The organism is Kushneria phyllosphaerae, assembly GCF_900312995.1.
GTDB classification, from domain to species: Bacteria; Pseudomonadota; Gammaproteobacteria; order Pseudomonadales; family Halomonadaceae; genus Kushneria; species Kushneria phyllosphaerae.
In genome coordinates this window covers 286619-308064 of sequence record NZ_ONZI01000004.1, presented here as the reverse complement: position 1 = coordinate 308064, position 21446 = coordinate 286619, and the positions used below count along the sequence as shown (strand labels likewise).

Sequence of the window (21446 nt, the reverse complement as noted above, 5' to 3'; positions counted from 1 at the left end):
ATACTAATTATGTATGCACAAAAAGGGGCAAGTACCTACGCGTCAGTGGGTGTAGAGACGGGCGTGATGAGCGCTTCTCCACATCAACTGATCGTCATGCTGTTTGACGGCGCCATGGCTGCCATCTTCAAGGCCAAGTGGGCCATGGATCACAACGATATTGCCGGCAGGGGCATGGCCATTTCAAAGGCCATCGATATCATCGATGGCGGACTGCGAGCCAGTCTGGACATGACGCGCGGGGGAGAGCTGGCAGAGCGTCTGTCATCGCTTTATGAATACATGTCACGCTCTCTTTTGAAAGCCAATGTGTCGAACGACAAGACACTGGTAGAGCATGTAGAAAGTCTTTTGAGTGATATTGCCGGTGCATGGAAGGAAATCGGTTCGTCTGCCCAGCAACCCACTGCAGCGGCTCAGGCCTGATATGGAAAAAAAACGTACTCTGATCATCCATGGCTATGAGCAAGCGCTCAGGGTGAGCCAGCAAATGCTTGAGCATGCCAGTGCAGGCCAGTGGCAAAAGCTGATTGAACTTGAGCATGATTATCTGTGTGAAATTGATCGTCTTCGAGTGCGTGATGAACAAATAACGCTGGATAGTGAGCGTCAGGCATACAAGAAGGAAATTCTGGCGCAGCTTCTGGAAAACGACCATCAGCTTCATGTGTTGCTACAGCAAAGGCTCGACGAACTCAGTCATCTGATGGAGAAGAGCCGGGTACAGCAGCAGGTCAATCGTGCCTATAGTGCGGTATCGGCCCCAATGGGGGAGTAGTCATGAGTGCCATTACACCACTGCTGGATACCTTGCTTCACAACGTCCTGGGACGTCGCGCGGATCTGGATCGGGTTGCTTCAAGGCAACCCGATCTGCCGTTGGGGGGTGTGACCTATACACCGGCAGTGCGTCATGGCACCTCGGACACACCGGATGAAACGCTTGAGCGCCATGGCGAGGATGCGGCTGCAAGAGCCAAATCGCCTGACAGGATACCCGCTCGAGTGACGCCATCAGGTAGCAATCCTTTTGTTGAAGACACGCCTTCAAGCAGCCTGCCCAAATCTTCCACCACGCATTTCAGTGCCGAAGCCAGAGCCATATCCCGGATTCTGGAAAAATTTCCGGCCACAGCACCTGTGGTCAGCACGGATGTCGTTCTGTTGGCAGACGAGGAATCGCCCAGGCCTTTAGTGCTTTCGTCCGTGCTTGCCGGACAGATCAGGCATAGCGGCCTTTTCTATGAGTCGCACCTGCGTCAATGGCTTCTGGGGCAGTATGATTCACAGGAATTGCTCAAGGAGCCTCAGAACAGGCTTTTACAGGCACTTTCGACGGGAAACCAGGCTACTGCGGAGGCGGACAAGGCATACAGCGCGCTCACTGCGGTCATGCGTGAACGACACGCTGCGCAATCCGCTGGCAGCCTTGCTGGTCGAGAGGCCGGAACGCCTGATATGTCCTCTGCCCAGGATGATCTACAGGGCATTTTGCGTCATCAGCTGGAGCTCATGACGTCTCCGCTGGTGAGATGGGAAGGTTTTTTGACGCCCCAGATACCGGTGCAATGGGAAATCGAGCAGGAACCCGAGGCCGATACCGATGAGAAGAGAGAAGAGGCCTCAAGGATCTGGCGCTCAAAATTGAGACTGACGCTCCCTGCCCTGGGGCATGTTGATCTCGAGATCAGCCTGCAGGACAAGACCATCAAGGTCAGTGGCAGGGTAGAAGGTCCCTATCTGGCATGGATGACTGTGCAGGGGCAGCATCTTGATGAACGGTTCACAGGGGCAGGCCTTCAACTGGCGGCATTACACTTCTCGCCTCAGAACGGGAATGATCATGAGGGTGAAACAGCATGACATCTTCCAATGATCATTCCTTTCAACGCCAGCGCGCTGTGGCCATTGCACATGATGTCAATGAGACGCCTCGTGTGGTGGCCAAGGGCTATGGCACAACTGCCGATGCCATCATAGAAAAGGCGCATGCAAGTGGTATCCATGTGCATCAATCGGCAGAGCTGGTCAATCTTCTCCTGCACGTGGACCTTGATGACCGTATTCCGAAAGAGTTGTATCTGGCATTGGCAGAACTGTTGTGCTGGATACACGAACTGGAGCGGGATGCAGCCTCTGTGCAGTGATACGTCAAAAAACCATCCGTTAACCCAAAGATACAAATTATTTTTTTATTATTTTGAAATAGGGCCCTTTTTGGGCCCTTTTCGTCTGACGTTGATTTTATTGACTAAATTTTCTGCTATTGTCTTAAGACATGCCATGAGAAAACATTGTTTTCGTACTAATCAAAAAAAGGGTTGTGGTAGTAAAGTATGATGTGCCAATATTGCAGAAGGTAACGGGGCGTTACATTAAATTGACTGAATGTCGCCCTGCCTGGCAATGAACCTGTTACGAAAATCGGTCAAGAGCGTGAACAATCGCCGCTGCACCTGTCGTAATACGGGATAAATCTTCAAGACGAGGGGAAGGGAACATGATGACCACAAGCCATCTGCTGGACGATATTCGCAACGTCAATCTGTCTTATCTGCTTTTGGTACAGCGGCTTCTGAACGAAGATCGTTCTTCTGCCATGTTCAGGCTGAAGCTGAACGAACAGATGGCGGATACTCTGGCCTCATTGCCCATTTCCCAGCTTGCAAAACTTGCCAACTCCAATCAGCTCCTGTGTCATTTTGCTCTGGTAGACCCTTCACAGCTGTCTTCGCTGACCACCCAGCAGCGAGAAGACGATCTCAAGCGCACCCACGCTGCCATTCTGCTTGCTGGTAGCATGCGTGATGACGAGGAGGAGGTGGTGCTGAAAAAGGGGCGCCATCATGGCCGATAAGAGCGTCATCAATGAAGTGCGTGATATTCAGCTGGCAATCGAGTTGATTGAGCTGGGTGCAAGACTTCAGGTGCTTGAAACCGAGACGGATCTTTCTCGTGGTCGACTGATTCGTCTTTACAAGGAAGTCCGGGGCGTTTCACCGCCGAAGGGGATGCTGCCCTTTTCGACAGACTGGTTTATTACATGGCTTCCCAATATTCACTCGTCACTGTTTTATAATATTTATCTTTCCCTGCGCGAACAGAGCCGCTGTGACCGGATGGAAGCCATTATCAAGGCCTACCGACTTTACTTCGAGCAAATCTCCATGCTTGAAGATGGTGAGGCCGTGCTGGGTCTGACTCGCGCATGGACACTGGTACGCTTTTTTGAAAGCGACATGATGCAGCTATCCTCATGCACCTCATGCAGTGGCAGGTTTGTTAACCATGCCCACAGCCTTGATCAGGACTTCGTGTGCGGGATCTGCCAGCCGCCGTCTCGTGCCGGCAAAACCCGACGTGCTGCCGAAAGAGAGCGCATTAGAAAGGAAAGTGGTAGCGAATACTGATAAGGCAACGTACGCCCTCGTTTGATCCCCCCGTTATTGCCATGATTTTCCCCTTGCCCTGACAGCGCTCGCTTTCAGGGTTTTTTCTTGTCTGAAGATCCTGCCGCAACCGTTTTCAAACAGAAAATATGGCCCCTTTTTTGGAAGCTAGTCCTGCCTTTGATAAGCGATGGAAGGTTTTAATATCGTCATCATTGATCAGCAGACGAGCTCGGTATTGCTGCAGACGTCATATCCCTTTTTCCCCGATGAATCTGATGAGATGGGCTCTCAAGCCTGGCCACTTTTGGCCGATGTTATCTCCAGATCCTGAATACTGAGGAATTACCGTGCTGATATTATTTGGATATGTTGCTGTTGTTGCCTCGGTAATCGGGGGGTACATGATGGTAGGTGGTCATCTGGCTGTGCTGTTTCAGCCGGCCGAAATCGTCATCATCTGTGGTGCTGCCATAGGTGCCTTCGTCGCCAGTAACAACGGCACGGCAATCAAGGCAACACTGAAAGTCGTCCCCAAGCTCAAGGGAAGCGTCAAGTACAACAAGGAGCTTTTCATGGAGCTCATGGCGCTTTTATACCTGTTGCTGGCCAAGGGCCGCCAGGAGGGCATGATGGCGCTCGAGCGTGATGTGGAAACCCCTGCGGAAAGCCCGCTGTTTACACGCTATCCCAAACTGATGGCAGATCCATTGCTCATGGAGTTTTTGACCGATTATCTGCGCCTGATGATCAGCGGCAACATGGATGCCTTCGAGATCGAGTCGCTGATGGATCATGAAATCGAGACCTTTCAGCATGAAGCGGAAATTCCCGTTAACGCCATTTCAGGTGTCGGCGATGGCCTGCCTGCCTTTGGCATCGTGGCGGCAGTCATGGGCGTGGTGCATGCACTGGGTGCCGAAGGGCTGACGCCTGAAGAAGTAGGCCCCCTGATCGCGGCTGCACTGGTGGGTACCTTTCTGGGGATCCTGTTGGCTTACGGTTTTGTCACACCTTTGGCCACGCACATCCGGCATCAGATCAGTGAAGTGGAGAAGATGCTGCAGTGTATCAAGGTCACGCTGCTGGCCAATCTGAATGGCTATGCGCCGCCGATCGCAGTCGAGTTCGGTCGCAAGGTGCTCTATTCAAGCGAGCGTCCCAGTTTCAGCGAGCTGGAAGAGCATGTACGTAGCGTACGCTCACAGCCCAGCGGCAATAGTCAGGGTTAAACCATGAGCCAGCACCGTCGCCCCATTGTCATACGTCGCAAGAAAGCCGCCGCCCATCATGGTTCGCATGGCAGCTGGAAGATCGCCTACGCCGACTTCATGACGGCCATGATGGCCTTCTTTCTGGTGATGTGGCTGCTGGCCGGAACATCAAAAGCCGAGTTTGAGCAGATCAGTGAATATTTTCGTACCCCTTTAAAAGTGGCGCTGGCTGGTGGGGATCGTAATTCGGCCAGCAACAGCGCTATCCCTGGAGGCGGGGATGACGTCATGCACAGTGAGGGAGAACGCTCCCGGATCACCATTGAGCAAAACAGTAGCATGGCCACTGATATGTCGGCGCTGAGCAGGCTCAAGGCACGCCTTGAAGCACTGATGCAGGAAGACCCGGCCCTGCGGGATTTACGATCACAGATGCGGCTTGATCTTACTCCCGAGGGACTTCGAATTCAGATTGTGGACAGCCAGCGACGGCCCATGTTCGAGGTAGGCAGTGCACGTGTGGCGACTTATATGCACCGCATACTCACGGCCATTGCCCCTTTGCTTAATGAGTTGCCCAACAAGCTGACCCTGTCAGGCCATACGGATGACCTTCCGTTTGCCGCTGGTCTCAAGGGATACAGCAACTGGGAGCTTTCAACGGATCGCGCCAATGCATCACGGCGTGAACTGGTAGCAGGAGGGCTTGAGCCCGAGAAGCTGCTAAGAGTCATCGGTATGGCGGACACCATGAACATGCCCGATGAGGAAGACAGTGCGCTCAACCGTCGTATCAGCATTCTGGTGCTCAACAGTCGCGCACAGAAAATGATGGAACAGGAAAACATGGCACCTACCACGCCGGCCATCATCGATGGTGACAAGGTCCCGCTTTCCATCGAGGGGTTTGCCCAGAGCGGCAGTGCCTTGGACACTCCGGAGGCGTCAGAACAGATGACACAGCCATGAGCACCATGACGGCAGGTTTTGAAAACACTTTCGCGCACGCTCGAGTCGAGCGTTTGACCGAATCCAGAAGCAGGGCAGGGCATCAGGCGTGAGCATCGACATTACCGAGTTCTACCAGACATTTTTCGAAGAGGCCGAGGAGCTGCTCAGCGATATGGAGCAGCAGCTGTTGCAGATCGATCCCAGCGATCCTGACGGCGAACAGCTCAATGCCATCTTTCGAGCGGCACACTCCATCAAGGGTGGCGCGGGTACGTTCGGCTTTACCGTGCTTCAGGAAACCACGCATTTGTTCGAGAACCTGCTCGACAAGGCGCGTCATCGTGAACTGACCCTTGACCCGACCATTATCGACATATTTCTGGAAACCAAGGATATGCTCAGCGATCAGCTCAATGCCTACCGTCAACAGACCGAGCCGGACAGCGCCGCCTACGAGCGTATCTGTAACACTCTGAAAGCCTTGGCCGAAGAGAAGGGTCATGGAAGTGGTGCTGTTTCTGAATCGTCAGCTCAGACCTCCGCATCCGGCGCTGCTGAAAGCAGTGCCATGATTATCCGGATTGCCGGGGTTGCCGCAGATAATGCCACCAGTCTTGCAGAAGAGATGGCACTGTTCGGTACCGTACTGGAACAGCAGCATGCCAATGATGTGCTGACCGTGCGCCTTGAAACCGCCACGGGCGAGGAAGATATCCGCGCCGTGCTCTGTTTCGTGGTCGACGATGATCAGATCACGTTCGAGCTTGTTGCAGCCGCCTCCGCTGACAATGGCGTAGAGACATCCGTCGATGAATGGCCCGCCGAAGTTGAGGAGTGGCCCGCCGAGGAAGAGATGGTGCAAAAGGCACCTGAAGCGGAAAAGGTGACCCCGGTGGAACCGGTTAGCGTTGCGGCGCCGGCCGAGCCGGCCAGGGCCGCCGCGCCTGCTGCCAAAAAGGCCGAGCGGGCTGCGGCCAGCAGCGAAAATGCCTCTCTGCGCGTATCGATTGAAAAGATTGACCAGATCATTAACTTGGTCGGTGAGCTCGTCATTACCCAGTCCATGCTGGAGCAGGGGACATCCGATTTCGATCCGGTCATCCACGGCAATCTGCTCAGTGGCATGAACCAGCTTCAGCGTAATGCTCGTGACCTGCAGGAAGCGGTCATGTCGATTCGCATGATGCCCATGGACGTGGTTTTCAACCGCTTCCCGCGGCTTGTGCGTGACCTGGCCGGCAAGCTGGGCAAGCAGGTTGAATTTGAAACGGTGGGCAAATCTACCGAACTCGACAAGGGGTTGATCGAGCGCATCGTTGATCCGCTGACCCACCTGGTTCGCAACAGTCTGGATCATGGCATCGAGACGCCTGATCGACGCCTGGCCGCGGGCAAACCGGCCGCGGGCAAGCTGACGTTGTCTGCAAGTCATCAGGGCGGCAACATCCTGATTGAAATCAGTGATGACGGTGCAGGCCTGAACCGTGACCGGATCTTGAGCAAGGCTCGTGAGAATGGTCTGGCCGTGTCGGATGCCATGAGCGACGACGATGTCTGGCAGCTGATCTTTGCTCCGGGTTTTTCGACCGCCGAGCATGTAACCGATCTATCAGGCCGTGGCGTCGGCATGGATGTGGTCAAGCGTAATATTGCGCAGATGGGTGGCCACGTGGAAATTCTCTCCCGTACCGGGCAGGGCACTACCACGCGAATCGTGCTGCCACTGACGCTGGCCATTCTCGACGGCATGTCGGTTCGTGTCGGAGGAGAGGTTTATATCCTGCCGCTGGGGGCCATCAAGGAGTCCATGCAGGTCAGGCCGGAAGATATCAGCACCGTCACCGGTAATGATCGTGTCCTGCACGTTCGAGGTGAATATCTGCCTTTGGTCGAGCTTTACCGCGTTTTTGACATCCCCGATGCGAAGCAGGATGTCACCAAGGGCATTGTCATGATCGTGCAAAGCGAAGGTCGCAGCTTTGCCCTGCAGGTTGATCAACTGATCGGGCAGCACCAGGTCGTGGTCAAGAATCTTGAAACCAATTATCGACGTGTCCCGGGTATCTCTGCCGCCACCATCCTGGGCGATGGCAGCGTGGCATTGATCCTGGATATTCCGGCACTGTCACGTGCGCCTCAGGATCGTGAAGGCAGTCACGCGGGTCATCATCGTAGTGCTGCCGCGCTGCACTGATTCAGTTGCATAACGCACAGCCATCTTTAATTCTGCCCGCTGGGTCGGGCATATGGGAGTTGAGACAATGGAAGCTTCTGCTATCGACAAGGTACAGCTGGAAGGGGAAGGTCACGAGTTTCTGGTCTTTCGACTGGGTGCTGAAGAGTACGGCATCGATATCCTGAGTGTGCAGGAAATTCGCGGCTATGAAGGCGTAACGCGCATTGCCAACGCACCTTCCTTTATCAAGGGCGTGACCAATCTGCGTGGCGTTATCGTCCCCATCGTTGACCTGCGTCTGAAATTTGCCCTGGGCAATGCCGACTACACGGCGCAAACCGTCGTGATCGTGCTCAACATTGGTCATCGGGTCGTGGGCGTGGTGGTGGATGGCGTCTCCGATGTTCTGGCATTGACCGGTGAGCAGATCAAACCGGCACCGGAGTTTGGTTCAACGCTGTCTACCCATTACCTGATGGGGCTGGGCAGTCTGGATGATCGCATGCTGATTCTGGTGGATATTGAAAAGCTGATGAGCAGTGAAGAGATGGCCCTGATTGACAAGGCTGCGTAATCAATCGCTTTTGCTTTCAAAAGCGCCGGCATCTGCCGGCGCTTTTTTTGTGTCTGCACGAACAGCGTACTTTAACCTGCGCTAATCCTAGTTTTACTTTATTCAAAACATAGTTTGATGTGCACAGACATTTTGGCAATCGCCGACCACCGAGTTCATCTCAGGAGATCCATGCGTGCGTAATAACCAACCGGTCAATGACAAACATTATGTCCTGGATGAGCAGCAGTTCCTGATCTCCCAGACCAATACGGATGGCAACATCGTTTATGCCAATCCGGCGTTTATCGAGGTCAGTGGGTTTGAGCGCCATGAGCTGATTGGCGCACCCCATAACCTTGTGCGCCATCCGGACATGCCACCAGTGGCCTTTGCCAATCTCTGGAAGACCCTGCGCGACGGAGAGACGTGGACCGGCATGGTCAAGAATCGACGCAAGGACGGAGGCTACTACTGGGTCAGGGCCACAGTCATGCCGATTGTCGAGCAGGGCCAGCTCAAGGGCTATGCCTCGGTTCGAGTCAAGGCTGATGATGCCGCCATTGCTCACGCCGACGATGTTTATCGACAGATCAATAGCGGTCAGGGGAAGCGTTGGACTCTGGTGCAGGGTGTGATTACACCTGCGGGACCGCGCGGCTGGGGCAATCGTCTCAAACGCATGACAGACTCGCGCCGTGCGGGTTGGGCGGGCATGACCTGTGCGGTGTCATCGATGGGGCTACTGGGGCTGCTGGGGCTATTGGTGGCTGATTACGAAATATTATCCACACAGCAATCCCTGCCCGTCACCATGAGCGTACTCACCCTCGGCGCAGCGTTCCTTTCCAGTGCGAGTGCCGTTGCCAGCGCCCTGCTGGCAAGGCGTGTACAGGGATCACTTGATCAGGCACTGCTGTTCTGTCGCCAGATCGCCAGCGGTGATCTCGAGATGAGTAACCAAGGCGATGATCAGTTAATGATTGCCTTGGATACCATGCGCAAATGCTTGTTATGCGTCGTGCGTGATGTCAAGGGCAGTGTTGGTGTCATTTCGCCGGCCAGCAGTGAGCTGGCCACTGGCAACCAGAACCTCTCCCGGCGCACCGAGGAACAGGCAGCATCACTTGAACAGACCTCCAGCAGTATGGAAGAGCTGACCGCAACGGTCGGCCATAATGCAGAGCATGCCAGTGACGCCTCGAAGCTGGCGCATGAGGCATCGACCGTGGCCGAACGGGGTCGTAACGAAATGGGCGATGTGGTCACGCGCATGGAGGGCATTACCCAGGCCTCTGCACGTATCTCCGATATCGTGGGCGTGATCGACAGCATCGCCTTTCAAACCAATATTCTGGCACTCAATGCCTCGGTGGAAGCTGCACGTGCCGGTGAGCAGGGCAAAGGGTTTGCCGTGGTTGCCAATGAGGTACGTTCCCTGGCCAGTCGTAGTGCCCAGGCGGCGCGCGAAATTCGTGAGCTGATCGACAGGTCTTCGGTTGAAGTGCATGCCGGCAGTGAGCTGGTCGCCCGCGCACAAACCACCATGACTGATATCGTCGGCGGGGTGCATCGGGTTACGACGCTGATGCAGGAAATCTCGTCAGCCACCCGTGAGCAGAAAAATGGCATCGAACAGATCGGTCAGGCCATTCAGCGCATGGACGAAATGACCCAGCAAAATGCGGCCATGGTCGAGCAGTCTTCGGCAGCCTCCGAGTCGATGCGTCAAAACGCCGATCATCTTAATGAAATTGTCAGTCTTTTCAGGATCAAGGAAAGCGTTCGGGCGCCGATAATAGCTTCAGACAGGACTGCTTCTTCAATGAAGCATGGGGGTAAGGCCCACGGCAGTGAATCGGACAGGCACATTTCGACGTCGTCACGTACCGAGTCCGGCAAAGCCGCCACCTCCGTCTCTGCCAAAGCCAAAGCACAAGTCGCTCGCCCACGCGGTGAGCCAGCGTCTGAAGCAGCAGACGAGGACTGGACAACCTTTTAATCACCTCGGGTGATGCGGAGTAAAAGACGTGACAGAAGTCGTTGAAAGCCGCGATTTAAAACTGACGCATGAGGATTTCGAGCGTGTAAGGCGCCTGATCCATGAGCGTGCAGGTATTGCACTGGCATTGCATAAAAAAGAGATGGTTTACAGCCGTCTGGCACGTCGCCTGCGCACCCTTGGGCTTAATCAGTTCAAGGCTTATCTGGATCTGCTGGATGGTCATGCAGAGTCCTCGGAGTGGGAACATTTCGTTAATGCGTTGACGACCAACCTGACGTCATTTTTTCGTGAAGCGCATCATTTTCCGATTCTGGCCGATCACGTTCGCGCCCAGAGCGGCAGCGTCAAGGTGTGGTGCTGCGCGGCGTCTACCGGCGAAGAGCCCTGGTCGCTGGCCATGACGCTGACCGAGGCGCTCGGGTCGAAGGCGCAAAGCGCCAAAATTGTGGCCACCGATATTGATACCAAGGCGCTCGCCACGGCGGCGGCCGGTATCTACCCGATCGCTCAGATCGAGAAGCTGTCGATGGAGCAGCGCAAGCGGTTTTTCATGCGCGGAGTCGGAGCCAAATCCGGCGTGGCACGGGTCAATCCGGCGCTGGCGGCCATGGTGGAATATCGCCAGCTGAATCTGCTGGCGGCGCGATGGGAAGTTGAAGGTCCGTTTGATGTCATCTTCTGTCGCAACATCATGATTTATTTCGACAAGCCCACTCAGAAGAAAATTCTGGAAAGGTTTGCGCCGCTGCTCAAGCCCAATGGACTGCTTTTTGCCGGGCACTCCGAGAACTTTACCTATTTGACCGATGTCTTCCGTTTGCAGGGACATACCGTCTATGGCCTTGCGTCAAACCCGGGTTCACGGTCATGAAGTCTCGCGAGCAGGAAGGCCTGGCCGACCACTTTTACTTCGATCGCGATGACAGTCTTGACGCCGTCAAACTGCTGCCGAGCGAGTATTACGTAGCGTCATCACCCATGGTGCTGTCGACGGTGCTGGGTTCCTGTGTCTCTGCGTGTATCCGTGATAGCGCGGCAGGCGTGGGCGGCATGAATCATTACATGCTGCCCGGTGATGGCAGTCACGATACCAGCGGCCCACGTCTTCGTTACGGCGAGCACGCCATGAGCACACTGGTGGAGGAAATATGTCGGTTGGGCGGACGTCGCGACCGGCTGGAAGCCAAGGTATTCGGGGGCGGCATGGTCATTGCCGGTATGGCATCACGCATCGGGTTTGCCAATGCCGAGTTTGTCATGGCGTGGCTTGATCGCGAAAACATTCGTGTCCTCGCGCAGGACCTCAACGGTAGCCATGCGCGTCGCGTGCACTATCTGCCGGGGACCGGCCAGGTAAGGGTCAGGCGTCTCAACGGTAGTGCCACGGTCTGCAGTCGTGAGAAGACATTGATCGAGGCGCTGGTAGGCGAGGCTGTTAATCCGCTGGTCGCAGCTGCAGCAGGCATGAAAGGAGCAGGACGGTGAGCAAGATCAAGGTATTGTGTGTTGACGATTCGGCACTGATTCGCAGCCTGATCAGCGAAATCATCAATCAGGAACCGGACATGGAAGTGGTTGCCACGGCCCCGGATCCTCTGGTGGCTCGTGATCTGATCAAACGGACCAATCCCGATGTACTGACACTGGATGTCGAAATGCCGCGCATGGATGGTCTGGATTTTCTGGAAAGGCTCATGCGCCTGCGGCCCATGCCGGTCGTCATGGTCTCTTCCCTGACAGAGCGCGGCTCGGAAATTACCATGCGGGCGCTTGAGCTGGGCGCGGTGGATTTCGTGACCAAGCCACAGCTTGGCATTCGAGAAGGCATGGCCGAATACGCTCATGCCATTACCGACAAGATCCGAGCGGCCTCCAGGGCAAAGCTCAAGGTGGCTCAGCCGTCGTCAACGACTGCGCCGGCGGCCCTTCGTGCACCCCTGTATTCCAGCGAGAAGCTTCTGATCGTTGGTGCCTCAACGGGCGGAACAGAGGCGATTCGAGAATTCTTGATGCCGCTGCCCTCGGACAGCCCGGCAATACTGATTACCCAGCACATGCCGGCCGGGTTTACCAAATCCTTTGCTGCGCGCCTGGACAGTCTTTGCCGCATCAGCGTTCGCGAAGCCGTGCATGGCGAGCGCGTGCTGCCCGGTCATGCCTATCTGGCACCCGGTGGTGAAGCGCACCTGCGTCTGATTCGAAGCGGCGCCAACTATGTGATTTCACTGGACCATGAAGCGCCCATCAATCGGCACAGGCCTTCCGTTGATGCGCTGTTTGAATCCGCCGCCATCAGCGCAGGCAAGAATGCCATTGGCGTGCTGTTGACCGGTATGGGCAAGGATGGTGCTCAGGGGCTTTTGAAGATGCGCGAAGCCGGTGCCTGGACGCTGGCGCAGGATGAAGCCAGCTGTGTGGTCTTTGGCATGCCGCGTGAAGCCATAGCTCTGGGTGCTGCATGTGAAATCGTCCCCATTACCAGCATGTGCGAGCGAGCGCTGGCACAGCTGGGTGGCAATAATCGTCAGGCGCTGCGCGTCTAGCGCAGCACCACTGAATCGTTGACTCGCGCGCAAGCGCACTTATTTGAAAAGGAAATGGCAGACATGGCTGACAAGAACATTCACATCCTGGTGGTGGACGACTTTCCCACCATGCGTCGTATCGTGCGCAACCTCCTCAAGGAGCTTGGCTTCAACAATGTTGATGAGGCCGAAGACGGCGTCGATGGTCTGGCAAAGCTTCGCAGTGACAGCTTTGGCTTTGTGGTCTCTGACTGGAACATGCCGAACCTGGACGGGCTGGAAATGCTCAAGCAGATTCGTGCCGATGACAACCTCAAGCATCTTCCGGTGTTGATGGTCACGGCAGAAGCCAAAAAGGAAAACATCATTGCGGCAGCGCAGGCCGGCGCCAATGGTTACGTGGTGAAACCCTTTACCGCCGCGACGCTCGAAGAAAAGCTGAACAAGATCTTCGAAAAGCTCGATAAATAAGTCTGCGGATAGCCATCGGGAGTTAACGACATGACAGCCAATGCCAAACCGCAGAACGCAGAAGATGCGATCCCGCCGGACCTTATTGCCAGAATCGGTCATCTGACGCGTGCGTTGCGTGACAATATGCGAGAGCTGGGTCTGGACAAGGAAGTCGAGAAGGCCGCGCAGGCCATTCCCGATTCCCGCGATCGCCTGAGCTACATTGCTTCCATGACCGAGCAGGCCGCCGAGCGCTCGCTCAATGCCATCGAAATTGCTCAGCCCATTCAGGACAACATTGAAAAGCAGTCGGCCGAGCTCGCCGGGCGCTGGGATCAGTGGTTCGACAAGCCGCTTGAGCAGGCCGAAGCGCGTGATCTGGTCGGGGACACCCGCGCCTATCTTGAATGGGTGCCGGCACAGACCCGTGCGACCCAGAGTCAGCTGATGGAAGTCATGATGGCCCAGGACTTTCAGGATCTGACCGGTCAGGTCATCAAGAAAATGATGGAGGTCATCCGCGAGATCGAGCGTGAACTCCTGCAGGTGCTGATCGACAATATGCCTTCTGAAGCCATGCGCGAGCGTGCAAGGGAGAGCACCAGCAAGACCCCCGAAGGCCTGCTCAACGGGCCCCAGATCAAGACGGAAGGGCGCACCGATATCGTGACCGATCAGTCTCAGGTCGACGATCTGCTCGACAGCCTCGGGTTCTAGTTCATATTTCCTGCTTATGTGTCGAATAGCTCTCCCTCGGGCGGGCTATTCGAGCGATTGTTTTCCCCTCCTTCCTCGCACAATGTCGCCCAGTGAGCACGATGCTCTACATGATTTCATGGGGTCGAAATGTCCGGCGACAGCGACGCAGAAAAAACCGAAGAGCCTACGGCACGACGCATTGAAAAAGCCCGTGAAGAGGGCCAGGTTGCCCGTTCACGTGAGTTGACCACCTTCCTGATGCTCAGCGTCGGGGCGGCCGGCCTTGCGCTGTGCATGAGCTGGATGGGAGAGACGCTGTCAGACGTCATGATGGACGGGCTCACCTTTGATTCGGAAGTCGCCCGTGATCCCACTCGAATGATGATCAATGTCTCGGCGCTGGGTGGTCGGGCACTGCTGGCCATTGCGCCAATCATGGGCATCATGGGTGTGGTTGCGCTGATGGCGCCCATGGCGCTGGGTGGCTGGCTGTTTTCGACCAAGTCCATCAAGGTGGATATCAAAAAGCTCAATCCGGGTGCTGGTCTAAAGCGTATTTTTTCCAGTCAGGCGCTGGCAGAGCTGGTCAAGACCATTGCCAAGTCACTGTTGATAGCGCTGGTCGCGGCCTACTTTATCTATACCCACCAGGGCGAGTTGCTGGGGCTTGCCGGAGAAAGCATCCAGTCGGCCATGCGTCACATGATGCTGCTGGTGGTGTTCTGCTGCGCCCTGATCCTGCTGTCCTTCATCTTTGTCATCCTTATCGATGTGCCTTATCAGCTTTGGAGCCACACCAAAAAGCTCCGCATGAGCCGGGAAGATATTCGCCAGGAACACAAGGAGTCCGAAGGGGACCCACACGTCAAGGGCCGTATTCGCCAGCAGCAGCAGGCGATCGCACGCCGACGCATGATGAGTGAGGTGCCCAAGGCCGACGTCATTATTACCAACCCGACCCATTTTGCCGTGGCGCTGGCCTATAAGGACGACGAGATGGGGGCCCCGCGGGTGGTGGCGAAGGGGGCTGATGCCGTGGCTGCCAAAATTCGCGAGCTGGGTCAGGAGAACCGTATTCCCTTTCTGGAGGCCCCGGCGCTGGCGCGTTCACTGTATCGACACGGTGAGCTGGGCCGGGAAATTCCTGCCGCACTGTATACCGCCGTTGCTGAAGTGCTGGCCTGGGTGTATCAGCTGCGCCGCCATCGCAGCGAGGGGGGTAAAACGCCAAAACGACCCGGCCATATCGAGGTGCCTGAAGAGATGGCCTATACCCCGTCACCCTCGGATGACGAGGACAACAATGAACAATGATGCCCGGGGCGCTGCGTTGCCCATTAAAGGCGCCGGACAACCTATTCACCATGACAGGTCATCGCTGACATGAATGCATTGAGTGCACTGTTTTCCCGGGGCGGTCTGACTCAGAGCAGCCAGCTGAAGTTTCTGGCCGGCCCGGTCCTGATTCTGATGATTCTGTCGATGATGGTGCTGCCGCTGCCACCATTTATTCTCGACATGCTGTTTACCTTTAATATTGCCCTGTCGATCATGGTGCTGCTGGTGAGCATGTTCACCACCAAACCGCTCGAGTTTGCTGCCTTCCCGGCGGTGCTGCTGTTTTCAACGCTGCTGCGGCTGTCGCTCAACGTGGCCTCGACGCGTGTGGTGCTGTTGGAAGGGCATAACGGCGGTGACGCTGCTGGCAAGGTCATCGAGGCGTTTGCCGAGTTTCTGGTCGGCGGTAACTTTGCCGTGGGTCTGGTGGTGTTCGTCATTCTGGTCGTTATCAACTTCATGGTTATCACCAAGGGTGCGGGCCGTATTGCTGAAGTCGGCGCGCGCTTTACTCTGGATGCCATGCCCGGCAAGCAGATGGCCATCGATGCCGATCTCAATGCCGGTCTGATCGATGAAAAATTCGCGCGTGAACGGCGTAAAGAGATCTCTCAGGAAGCCGAATTTTTCGGTTCCATGGATGGTGCCAGCAAATTTGTACGCGGTGATGCCGTCGCCGGTATCCTGATCATGGTCATCAACATCGTGGGCGGGCTGATAGTAGGCGTGGCTCAGCACGGGCTTTCGGTCGGCGATGCTGCCCACACCTATACGCTGTTGACCATCGGGGATGGCCTGGTCGGCCAGATTCCGGCCCTGATCATTTCTACTGCGGCCGGTGTGACCGTATCGCGCGTTAACACCGAGCAGGACGTGGGTCAGCAGCTGCTGGGCCAGCTGTTTACCAATCCACGTGTTCTTTATCTGACAGCAGGCGTTGTCGGTCTTCTGGGTATCATTCCCGGCATGCCCAATATCGTGTTTTTGTTGTTCACCTGCATGCTGGGCGGCCTGGGCTGGTATCTGAACAAGAAAAAGCAGGAAGCGGCCATTGTCGAGGAAACGCAACCGGCCCCGGCGGCCACCACGGACAGCCATGAAGCCAGCTGGGACGATGTTCAGCTGGTTGATCCGCTGGGTCTTGAGGTTGGCCACCGCCTGATTCCGCTGGTGGATCAGAACCAGGACGGCGAGCTTTTGAAGCGCATCAAGAGTCTGCGCAAGAAGTTTGCCCAGGAGGTAGGGTTCCTGCCGCCGGTGGTTCATATTCGCGACAACCTGTCCCTGCAGCCACAGCAGTATCGCATCGCGCTCAATGGCGTTCTGATTGGCGAAGGAGAGGCATGGCCCGGACAGTATCTGGCCATTGATCCCGGTCAGGCGATGGGCAATCTTGAGGGCCGTGTCACGAAAGATCCGGCGTTTGGTCTGCCCGCTACCTGGATTGAGGCCACGCAGCGTGATCAGGCCCAGATGCAGGGCTTTACCGTGGTCGATGCCAGCACGGTTGTGGCCACGCACCTTAATCACCTGCTCGGTGAGCACGCCAGTGAAATGATGGGCCGTAGTGAAACCCAGAAGCTGCTGGATCGACTGGCGAAGGAATCGCCGAGCCTGGTCGAGGAAGTCGTGCCCAAGCTGATTTCAATGACCACACTGACCCGAATCCTGCAGCAGCTATTGTCGGAAGATGTGTCGATCCGCGATATGCGCACCATCATTGACACCCTGGCCGATCATGGTGGCCATACCACTGATGCCATGGAGCTGACCGCCGCCGTGCGACTGGCGCTGGGCCGTGCCATTACGCAGCAGTATTTCCCCGGGCAGGAGCCTGCCGAAGTGATCAGCCTTGATGTCGATCTGGAAAAAATGCTGATGCAGGCGCTCAACAATGGCGGGGCGCTGGAGCCTGGTCTTGCCGATACGTTGATTCAACAGGCAGAAACCGCTGTTCAGCGCCAGGAAGAGCGCGGGCTGCCGGCCGTACTGGTGGTACAGCATGGCGTGCGCTCGCTGCTGTCGCGGTTTTTGCGTCGACGCCTGCCGCGTCTGGTGGTGCTCTCTCAGGCAGAGATCCCTGAAGAGCGCCAGATTCGTGTGACGGCCATTATCGGATCGCAGTCATGATAAAGATAAAGGCTCGGCCGATATCATGGTTCACGATCGCCGCCGCATGGGCATTGCCGGCGGCCTGTGCTGAAGCAGCGGGGGGCGCCATTCCCGTTCAGGTCAATCTTCCTGACATGGCGCAAAAGGGATGGGAGTACCGGGTGGCGCTGGCGAATGCCGAGAATGCGCCCGCTGGCAGCCGGTTCACCGAGCTTTTCTGGCGCTATGAGCTGGGCCCGGGGGATGTGCTGCCCGAGGCTTCGCTGTGTACGCCATCAGAATGCGTGGCACTGAATATGGCTCACGGCAATACGGACGCCCTTGCCGGGCTGCCGGCCAGTACGCCGCTGTCACTTCACTTTGTGCTGCCCGGCAAGGGCATGCTCAAGCATCCGGTGCGGGGCGGGGCCGCCCAGGTATTCGTCAACTATCGGCTGCAGGACCAGTAAATCACGCCTGCTGCAGGCTATTCGGCAGGGTAATGAAAAGGGTTTTGCCTGACAGGCATTCAGATCCGGGACCGTGTTTACTTGCTCGAGTAAAGCGCCAAATGCACAATCAAAAAGACCGCGCCATAATCATGGTGCGGCCTTTTTAATGCTTGAGTGTCGAATCTGCGCTCAGCCCACAAGATGCGTACTGGAACGGCCGATATTGTGCTGGCGACCGTTGGGGCCGTACATGGTCATGCCGGCTGCGGTCTGAAGGAAGTTAAGGGCACGACTATGGAAATCCAGACGTCGACCAATCACAAACCCGTTGAGACGATTACGCTGCGCGGCCGCTTCGGTGCGCTCGATAATACGCTGCCATAGCTCGTTGAGCTCGAGTTTGATGGCCGCTCGGTCGCTTGTGGCGCGATCCGAACCGAGACCGCGGCTTTCAAGCAGGGCACTTCGGGCGCGCTCGAGCTGATCCAGTCGAACCATTGAGGTGCCCTTGTGCTCACAGGCTTGCAGCAGGGCTTCAATATCAACCGGATGGCTGTCCAGAATCTCGGCCTCATGGTCGAGTAAATCAATGAAGCGCCCGAGGGCCTCATCGATCTGATTCAGGATGTTGGCGTAATCGTTCATCCACGTGTTCTCCAAAGGCGTTCAAACAGAGGAATGCCTCAGCCCTTGCTCGAAAGCAGCTCCTGCGCGCTTGCGATCAGACCGTCGGCAATTTTTCCGGTATCAACCTCAAAGCTGCCATCGCGAATGGCCTGACGCAGTTCGTTGACACGTGCCGTATCAATATCCTGCGAGCCATCCTGAGCGCTGGAAGGGACCCAGCGCGTTGCGGCGCTCTGCTCGGTCTTTGCGGCTTCAGGCGTAGCAACGCGTGATGCCGGTACCGGGCTGGCAATGCGGTTGATGGAACCGTTGTTGCTGTCAATTTTCATTGTCATGCTCTCTCGGGTGAGCTGATAAAGGGGCGCAGGCAAGCGCTGTTGTATCCATTATCGACATCACGGGCAGGTTCTTTAACCCGTTCTGGTAACGAAAGGTATCGAATGGATATCAGTGCGTAATGTGACTGCCTTTTGGACTAGTGAACCTCCACTACTCCTTCGCGACTTGCCTCACCATTGATAATGCTGCCGGAGGGCATTCTAACTCGAACACTTTCACCAAGCCCTGCGTCATTTAACGCCTTCCCGCTGCTGGTGATCATGAAACCATTACCCTGAACCAGCAGCGCAACTTCGGCACCGCGCTGGATCAGTACGGGCGCCTTCACCATGCCTGTCTGAAACGGCTGACCCGCTGCAATACGACGCTGCGATACCTGTCCCACCAGCTGAGAGGCATCGGTGACCAGACGACTGGACAGCCGGGTCAGATCTCCTTCCTGCCAGTCAAGGTCACTTTCTTCAATGACATCGCCCGGCATGATATTGCGGTTGACCACCGGGTACTGTCCGTTGATATGCACATAGGCCTGAAAGTATCTCGTCTCGGGTGCATCGCCCGGGCAACGCACGCCAACCGAGGTGCGGCCCGATACCTTGCCGCCACGCCCGGGCAAAAAAGGAGAAGGCGCCTGACAGACCATGGCTGCCGCCGGCGACAGTGTGAGTTCAATGGTGACTTCACCATCTTCACTCGCCGTCTGTTCCAGCAGAAACCCTTCAATGACGTCATAAATGACCTGTTCATTGGCTTCAACCGGGGCACAGACCAGCCCTGCCGCCACCAGTAACAAGGTGGCGCCATGGCGGCAGTGCCTGCGGTAAGAGCGTATGAAGGGCAGCAACATGACGTGGCCTGTTGTTATCAAACGGTTACATGGATGCTGTGCATTCTAGACAGGTGCTCAAAAAAACAGTGCGCGAAATGACCCCTAAAAAGCGGCCTTTTCATTCAATGGTGAGGGTTGCAGGCTCTCTATGCTGCGCTCATTCCAAAAGGTAAAAGAAAGTAACCTTTGTTGTCTTAATGATTCATGGCGCAATGGAGTGACCTTCCATGATCGACCGGCTCAACGCCTCACTCAACTTTTTGCAGCAGTCCCTTAACCTGCGTGCCGAGCGCCAGGAAGTACTGTCAGCCAACATCGCCAATGCCGACACCCCCGGGTACAAGGCGCGCGACTTTGACTTCAGAACCGAACTGGATCGTGTCGTTAATCAAGGGCGGGCAGAAGGGCAGAGCGGACTGTCACTGAGCATGACCTCCAGTCGGCATATCGCGGCTCAGGCCAATGGCAGTGCAGGCGGCATAGACATGCTGTATCGCAATCCGACCCAGCCAAGCCTTGATGGCAATACGGTCGACATGGATATGGAGCGCGTCAACTTCGCCGATAACACCGTTCACTACCAGGCCGATGTACAGTTTCTAACCAGTCGATTGCAGGGCCTGAAAAACGCCATGCAGCGCGAGTCCTGATAACCGACAGGAGAACAGTCAATGAGTCTTTTCAGCGTTTTCGATATTTCAGGGTCGGCATTGTCGGCGCAGTCACAGCGCATGAACGTGACCGCCAGTAACCTGGCCAACGCAGACAGTGTGGCAGGCCCTGATGGCCAGCCCTATCGTGCCAGGCAGCTGACCTTTGAAATGGCCGGCGAGCCCGGTCAGCAGATTGGCGGCGTTCGCGTGGCGGGAATCAGTGAAGACCAGAGCGAATTTCGACGTCTTTTTGATCCGAAAAATCCGGCAGCCGACGATCAGGGTTACGTCAGCATGCCCAACGTGGATACCACGGCTGAAATGGTCAACATGATTTCGGCGGCGCGTTCCTATCAGGCCAACGTTGAAGTGCTTAATACCAACAAGACACTGATGCTCAAGACGCTGACGCTGGGTCAGTAAACCGGATCATCGAGGAGTAAATCATGGCATTTGACAACGCTCTGGTGAGCCGTGTGAACGGTACCAGTAACACCGCCGGCACGAACAACAGCGGTATGGGCGCGACCAGCGCCAGTGAACTGGGTGAAGAGTTCATGAGTCTGCTGGTGGCACAGCTCAATAATCAGGATCCGCTCAATCCGATGGAGAACTCCGAGTTCACCTCACAGATTGCGCAGATCAATACGGTCAGCGGCATCGACAAGCTCAACGACACGCTTTCAAGCATTACCGGTCAGATTGATGCCTCCCAGAAACTGCAGGCCGGCGCCATGGTTGGCCGCGGCGTGCTGGTGGAAGGGAACAAGGTTCAGGTGGGCAAGGACACTGTGCTGCCCTTTGGTATCGAGCTTGACGACGATGCCGCCCAGGTCACCGCCACCATTACGGATGCCTCGGGCCGGACCATCAATCAATATGAATTGGGCGAGATCAAGGCCGGCGTGCAGTCCTTCAACTGGGATGGCACGGACACCAGCAATGCTCGCGTTGAGGATGGTACCTATCAGGTCTCCATTGCAGCCACCGATGGCAGCGGTCGAGCCGTTGCCTCGCGTGCGCTGCAATACGGTTATGTCAGCGGCGTCATGACCGGCGGTAACGCTACAAGGCTGGATTTGGGGCCCAACATGGGCAGTGTCGCCTTCAACGACGTCAAACAGATTCTTTAACGCACACCGGGCGCGGTGT

The 21446-nt window shown here is 56.1% G+C and carries 25 protein-coding genes; 22 read left to right on the top strand and 3 right to left on the bottom strand.

Annotated elements, in window-relative coordinates; all coding sequences use genetic code 11:
* The first annotated feature begins 9 nt into the window (after positions 1-9).
* The 19 genes from fliS to KSP9073_RS14485 all read left to right on the top strand — a co-directional run bounded on the left by fliS (position 10) and on the right by KSP9073_RS14485 (position 17864).
* The gene (gene fliS, locus KSP9073_RS14575) at positions 10-426 is read left to right on the top strand and encodes a flagellar export chaperone FliS (protein WP_108843694.1); all 417 of its coding nucleotides are present in this window, start codon (positions 10-12) and stop codon (positions 424-426) included.
* Between the two features lies 1 nt (position 427).
* The gene (gene fliT / locus KSP9073_RS14570) at positions 428-778 is read left to right on the top strand and encodes a flagellar protein FliT (RefSeq protein ID WP_108843693.1); all 351 of its coding nucleotides are present in this window, start codon (positions 428-430) and stop codon (positions 776-778) included.
* A gap of 2 nt (positions 779-780) precedes the next feature.
* Positions 781-1863, top strand: a complete 1083-nt coding sequence (gene fliK / locus KSP9073_RS14565) for a flagellar hook-length control protein FliK (RefSeq protein WP_108843692.1) — start codon at positions 781-783, stop codon at positions 1861-1863.
* Positions 1860-2147 carry an EscU/YscU/HrcU family type III secretion system export apparatus switch protein gene (locus tag KSP9073_RS14560; protein WP_108843691.1) on the top strand — a complete coding sequence of 96 codons (288 nt, stop codon included), beginning with the start codon at positions 1860-1862 and terminating at the stop codon, positions 2145-2147. The genes fliK and KSP9073_RS14560 overlap by 4 nt, the downstream gene beginning before the upstream one ends.
* A 353-nt stretch (positions 2148-2500) precedes the next feature.
* Complete coding sequence (flhD, locus tag KSP9073_RS14555; protein WP_341476567.1) at positions 2501-2857, top strand: flagellar transcriptional regulator FlhD; 357 nt, start codon at positions 2501-2503, stop codon at positions 2855-2857.
* Positions 2847-3410, top strand: a complete 564-nt coding sequence (flhC, locus tag KSP9073_RS14550; protein ID WP_108843689.1) for a flagellar transcriptional regulator FlhC — start codon at positions 2847-2849, stop codon at positions 3408-3410. Before flhD ends, flhC begins: the two co-directional genes overlap by 11 nt.
* Before the next feature lie 329 nt (positions 3411-3739).
* Positions 3740-4621, top strand: coding sequence for a flagellar motor stator protein MotA (motA, locus tag KSP9073_RS14545; RefSeq protein ID WP_108843688.1), 882 nt, complete (start codon positions 3740-3742; stop codon positions 4619-4621).
* 3 nt (positions 4622-4624) lie between these two features.
* On the top strand, positions 4625-5572 hold the full coding sequence (motB, locus tag KSP9073_RS14540; RefSeq protein WP_108843687.1) for a flagellar motor protein MotB: 948 nt from the start codon (positions 4625-4627) through the stop codon (positions 5570-5572).
* 94 nt (positions 5573-5666) lie between these two features.
* A complete protein-coding gene (cheA, locus tag KSP9073_RS14535; RefSeq protein ID WP_108843978.1) occupies positions 5667-7748 on the top strand; it encodes a chemotaxis protein CheA in 2082 nt (693 codons plus the stop codon).
* A 67-nt stretch (positions 7749-7815) separates the two neighbouring features.
* On the top strand, positions 7816-8304 hold the full coding sequence (gene cheW, locus KSP9073_RS14530; RefSeq protein WP_108843686.1) for a chemotaxis protein CheW: 489 nt from the start codon (positions 7816-7818) through the stop codon (positions 8302-8304).
* A 175-nt stretch (positions 8305-8479) separates the two neighbouring features.
* The gene (locus tag KSP9073_RS14525) at positions 8480-10285 is read left to right on the top strand and encodes a methyl-accepting chemotaxis protein (protein WP_108843685.1); all 1806 of its coding nucleotides are present in this window, start codon (positions 8480-8482) and stop codon (positions 10283-10285) included.
* Between the two features lie 28 nt (positions 10286-10313).
* Positions 10314-11159 (top strand): CheR family methyltransferase, encoded by an 846-nt coding sequence (locus KSP9073_RS14520; RefSeq protein ID WP_108843684.1) that lies wholly within the window; start codon positions 10314-10316, stop codon positions 11157-11159.
* On the top strand, positions 11156-11773 hold the full coding sequence (locus KSP9073_RS14515; protein ID WP_108843683.1) for a chemoreceptor glutamine deamidase CheD: 618 nt from the start codon (positions 11156-11158) through the stop codon (positions 11771-11773). Before KSP9073_RS14520 ends, KSP9073_RS14515 begins: the two co-directional genes overlap by 4 nt.
* Entirely contained in the window at positions 11770-12831 is a 1062-nt protein-coding gene (locus KSP9073_RS14510) for a protein-glutamate methylesterase/protein-glutamine glutaminase (protein WP_108843682.1), read from the top strand. Before KSP9073_RS14515 ends, KSP9073_RS14510 begins: the two co-directional genes overlap by 4 nt.
* A 63-nt stretch (positions 12832-12894) precedes the next feature.
* Entirely contained in the window at positions 12895-13284 is a 390-nt protein-coding gene (gene cheY, locus KSP9073_RS14505) for a chemotaxis response regulator CheY (protein WP_090129602.1), read from the top strand.
* A gap of 30 nt (positions 13285-13314) precedes the next feature.
* Positions 13315-13983 carry a protein phosphatase CheZ gene (cheZ, locus tag KSP9073_RS14500; protein ID WP_108843681.1) on the top strand — a complete coding sequence of 223 codons (669 nt, stop codon included), beginning with the start codon at positions 13315-13317 and terminating at the stop codon, positions 13981-13983.
* Between the two features lie 129 nt (positions 13984-14112).
* Positions 14113-15279 (top strand): flagellar biosynthesis protein FlhB, encoded by a 1167-nt coding sequence (gene flhB, locus KSP9073_RS14495; protein ID WP_108843680.1) that lies wholly within the window; start codon positions 14113-14115, stop codon positions 15277-15279.
* 69 nt (positions 15280-15348) lie between these two features.
* The gene (gene flhA / locus KSP9073_RS14490) at positions 15349-17433 is read left to right on the top strand and encodes a flagellar biosynthesis protein FlhA (RefSeq protein WP_108843679.1); all 2085 of its coding nucleotides are present in this window, start codon (positions 15349-15351) and stop codon (positions 17431-17433) included.
* Positions 17430-17864 (top strand): flagellar protein FlhE, encoded by a 435-nt coding sequence (locus KSP9073_RS14485; protein WP_108843678.1) that lies wholly within the window; start codon positions 17430-17432, stop codon positions 17862-17864. Before flhA ends, KSP9073_RS14485 begins: the two co-directional genes overlap by 4 nt.
* Positions 17865-18035: 171 nt before the next feature.
* Here the strand turns inward: KSP9073_RS14485 and KSP9073_RS14480 are convergent, their stop codons facing one another.
* From KSP9073_RS14480 to flgA, 3 genes are all read right to left on the bottom strand, one after another.
* Positions 18036-18491 carry a flagella synthesis protein FlgN gene (locus tag KSP9073_RS14480; RefSeq protein WP_108843677.1) on the bottom strand — a complete coding sequence of 152 codons (456 nt, stop codon included), beginning with the start codon at positions 18489-18491 and terminating at the stop codon, positions 18036-18038.
* 38 nt (positions 18492-18529) lie between these two features.
* Positions 18530-18808, bottom strand: coding sequence for a flagellar biosynthesis anti-sigma factor FlgM (flgM, locus tag KSP9073_RS14475; RefSeq protein ID WP_108843977.1), 279 nt, complete (start codon positions 18806-18808; stop codon positions 18530-18532).
* A gap of 140 nt (positions 18809-18948) precedes the next feature.
* Entirely contained in the window at positions 18949-19659 is a 711-nt protein-coding gene (gene flgA / locus KSP9073_RS14470) for a flagellar basal body P-ring formation chaperone FlgA (RefSeq protein ID WP_108843676.1), read from the bottom strand.
* A gap of 209 nt (positions 19660-19868) precedes the next feature.
* On the opposite strand from flgA, the gene flgB reads away from it, so the two are divergent.
* From flgB to KSP9073_RS14455, 3 genes are read left to right on the top strand one after another with little or no spacing between them, the layout of a single operon-like run.
* Positions 19869-20291, top strand: a complete 423-nt coding sequence (flgB, locus tag KSP9073_RS14465) for a flagellar basal body rod protein FlgB (protein ID WP_108843675.1) — start codon at positions 19869-19871, stop codon at positions 20289-20291.
* Between the two features lie 21 nt (positions 20292-20312).
* Complete coding sequence (flgC, locus tag KSP9073_RS14460; RefSeq protein ID WP_108843674.1) at positions 20313-20717, top strand: flagellar basal body rod protein FlgC; 405 nt, start codon at positions 20313-20315, stop codon at positions 20715-20717.
* A gap of 23 nt (positions 20718-20740) precedes the next feature.
* Positions 20741-21427: a flagellar hook assembly protein FlgD gene (locus KSP9073_RS14455; protein WP_108843673.1), complete on the top strand. Its 687-nt coding sequence runs from the start codon at positions 20741-20743 to the stop codon at positions 21425-21427.
* Positions 21428-21446: the final 19 nt, after the last annotated feature.

Bases quoted from the DNA above. Each gene is read 5' to 3' on its own strand.
- flhA (WP_108843679.1), top strand. From the start codon at position 15,349: ATGAATGCATTGAGTGCACTGTTTTCCCGGGGCGGTCTGACTCAGAGC.
- KSP9073_RS14560 (WP_108843691.1), top strand. From the start codon at position 1,860: ATGACATCTTCCAATGATCATTCCTTTCAACGCCAGCGCGCTGTGGCC.
- flgA (WP_108843676.1), bottom strand. From the start codon at position 19,659: ATGTTGCTGCCCTTCATACGCTCTTACCGCAGGCACTGCCGCCATGGC.
- cheZ (WP_108843681.1), top strand. From the start codon at position 13,315: ATGACAGCCAATGCCAAACCGCAGAACGCAGAAGATGCGATCCCGCCG.
- KSP9073_RS14515 (WP_108843683.1), top strand. From the start codon at position 11,156: ATGAAGTCTCGCGAGCAGGAAGGCCTGGCCGACCACTTTTACTTCGAT.
- flhB (WP_108843680.1), top strand. From the start codon at position 14,113: ATGTCCGGCGACAGCGACGCAGAAAAAACCGAAGAGCCTACGGCACGA.
- cheY (WP_090129602.1), top strand. From the start codon at position 12,895: ATGGCTGACAAGAACATTCACATCCTGGTGGTGGACGACTTTCCCACC.
- fliK (WP_108843692.1), top strand. From the start codon at position 781: ATGAGTGCCATTACACCACTGCTGGATACCTTGCTTCACAACGTCCTG.
- flgB (WP_108843675.1), top strand. From the start codon at position 19,869: ATGATCGACCGGCTCAACGCCTCACTCAACTTTTTGCAGCAGTCCCTT.
- cheW (WP_108843686.1), top strand. From the start codon at position 7,816: ATGGAAGCTTCTGCTATCGACAAGGTACAGCTGGAAGGGGAAGGTCAC.
- flhD (WP_341476567.1), top strand. From the start codon at position 2,501: ATGATGACCACAAGCCATCTGCTGGACGATATTCGCAACGTCAATCTG.
- KSP9073_RS14480 (WP_108843677.1), bottom strand. From the start codon at position 18,491: ATGAACGATTACGCCAACATCCTGAATCAGATCGATGAGGCCCTCGGG.
- flgC (WP_108843674.1), top strand. From the start codon at position 20,313: ATGAGTCTTTTCAGCGTTTTCGATATTTCAGGGTCGGCATTGTCGGCG.
- KSP9073_RS14455 (WP_108843673.1), top strand. From the start codon at position 20,741: ATGGCATTTGACAACGCTCTGGTGAGCCGTGTGAACGGTACCAGTAAC.
- motB (WP_108843687.1), top strand. From the start codon at position 4,625: ATGAGCCAGCACCGTCGCCCCATTGTCATACGTCGCAAGAAAGCCGCC.
- fliT (WP_108843693.1), top strand. From the start codon at position 428: ATGGAAAAAAAACGTACTCTGATCATCCATGGCTATGAGCAAGCGCTC.
- fliS (WP_108843694.1), top strand. From the start codon at position 10: ATGTATGCACAAAAAGGGGCAAGTACCTACGCGTCAGTGGGTGTAGAG.
- flgM (WP_108843977.1), bottom strand. From the start codon at position 18,808: ATGACAATGAAAATTGACAGCAACAACGGTTCCATCAACCGCATTGCC.
- KSP9073_RS14485 (WP_108843678.1), top strand. From the start codon at position 17,430: ATGATAAAGATAAAGGCTCGGCCGATATCATGGTTCACGATCGCCGCC.
- flhC (WP_108843689.1), top strand. From the start codon at position 2,847: ATGGCCGATAAGAGCGTCATCAATGAAGTGCGTGATATTCAGCTGGCA.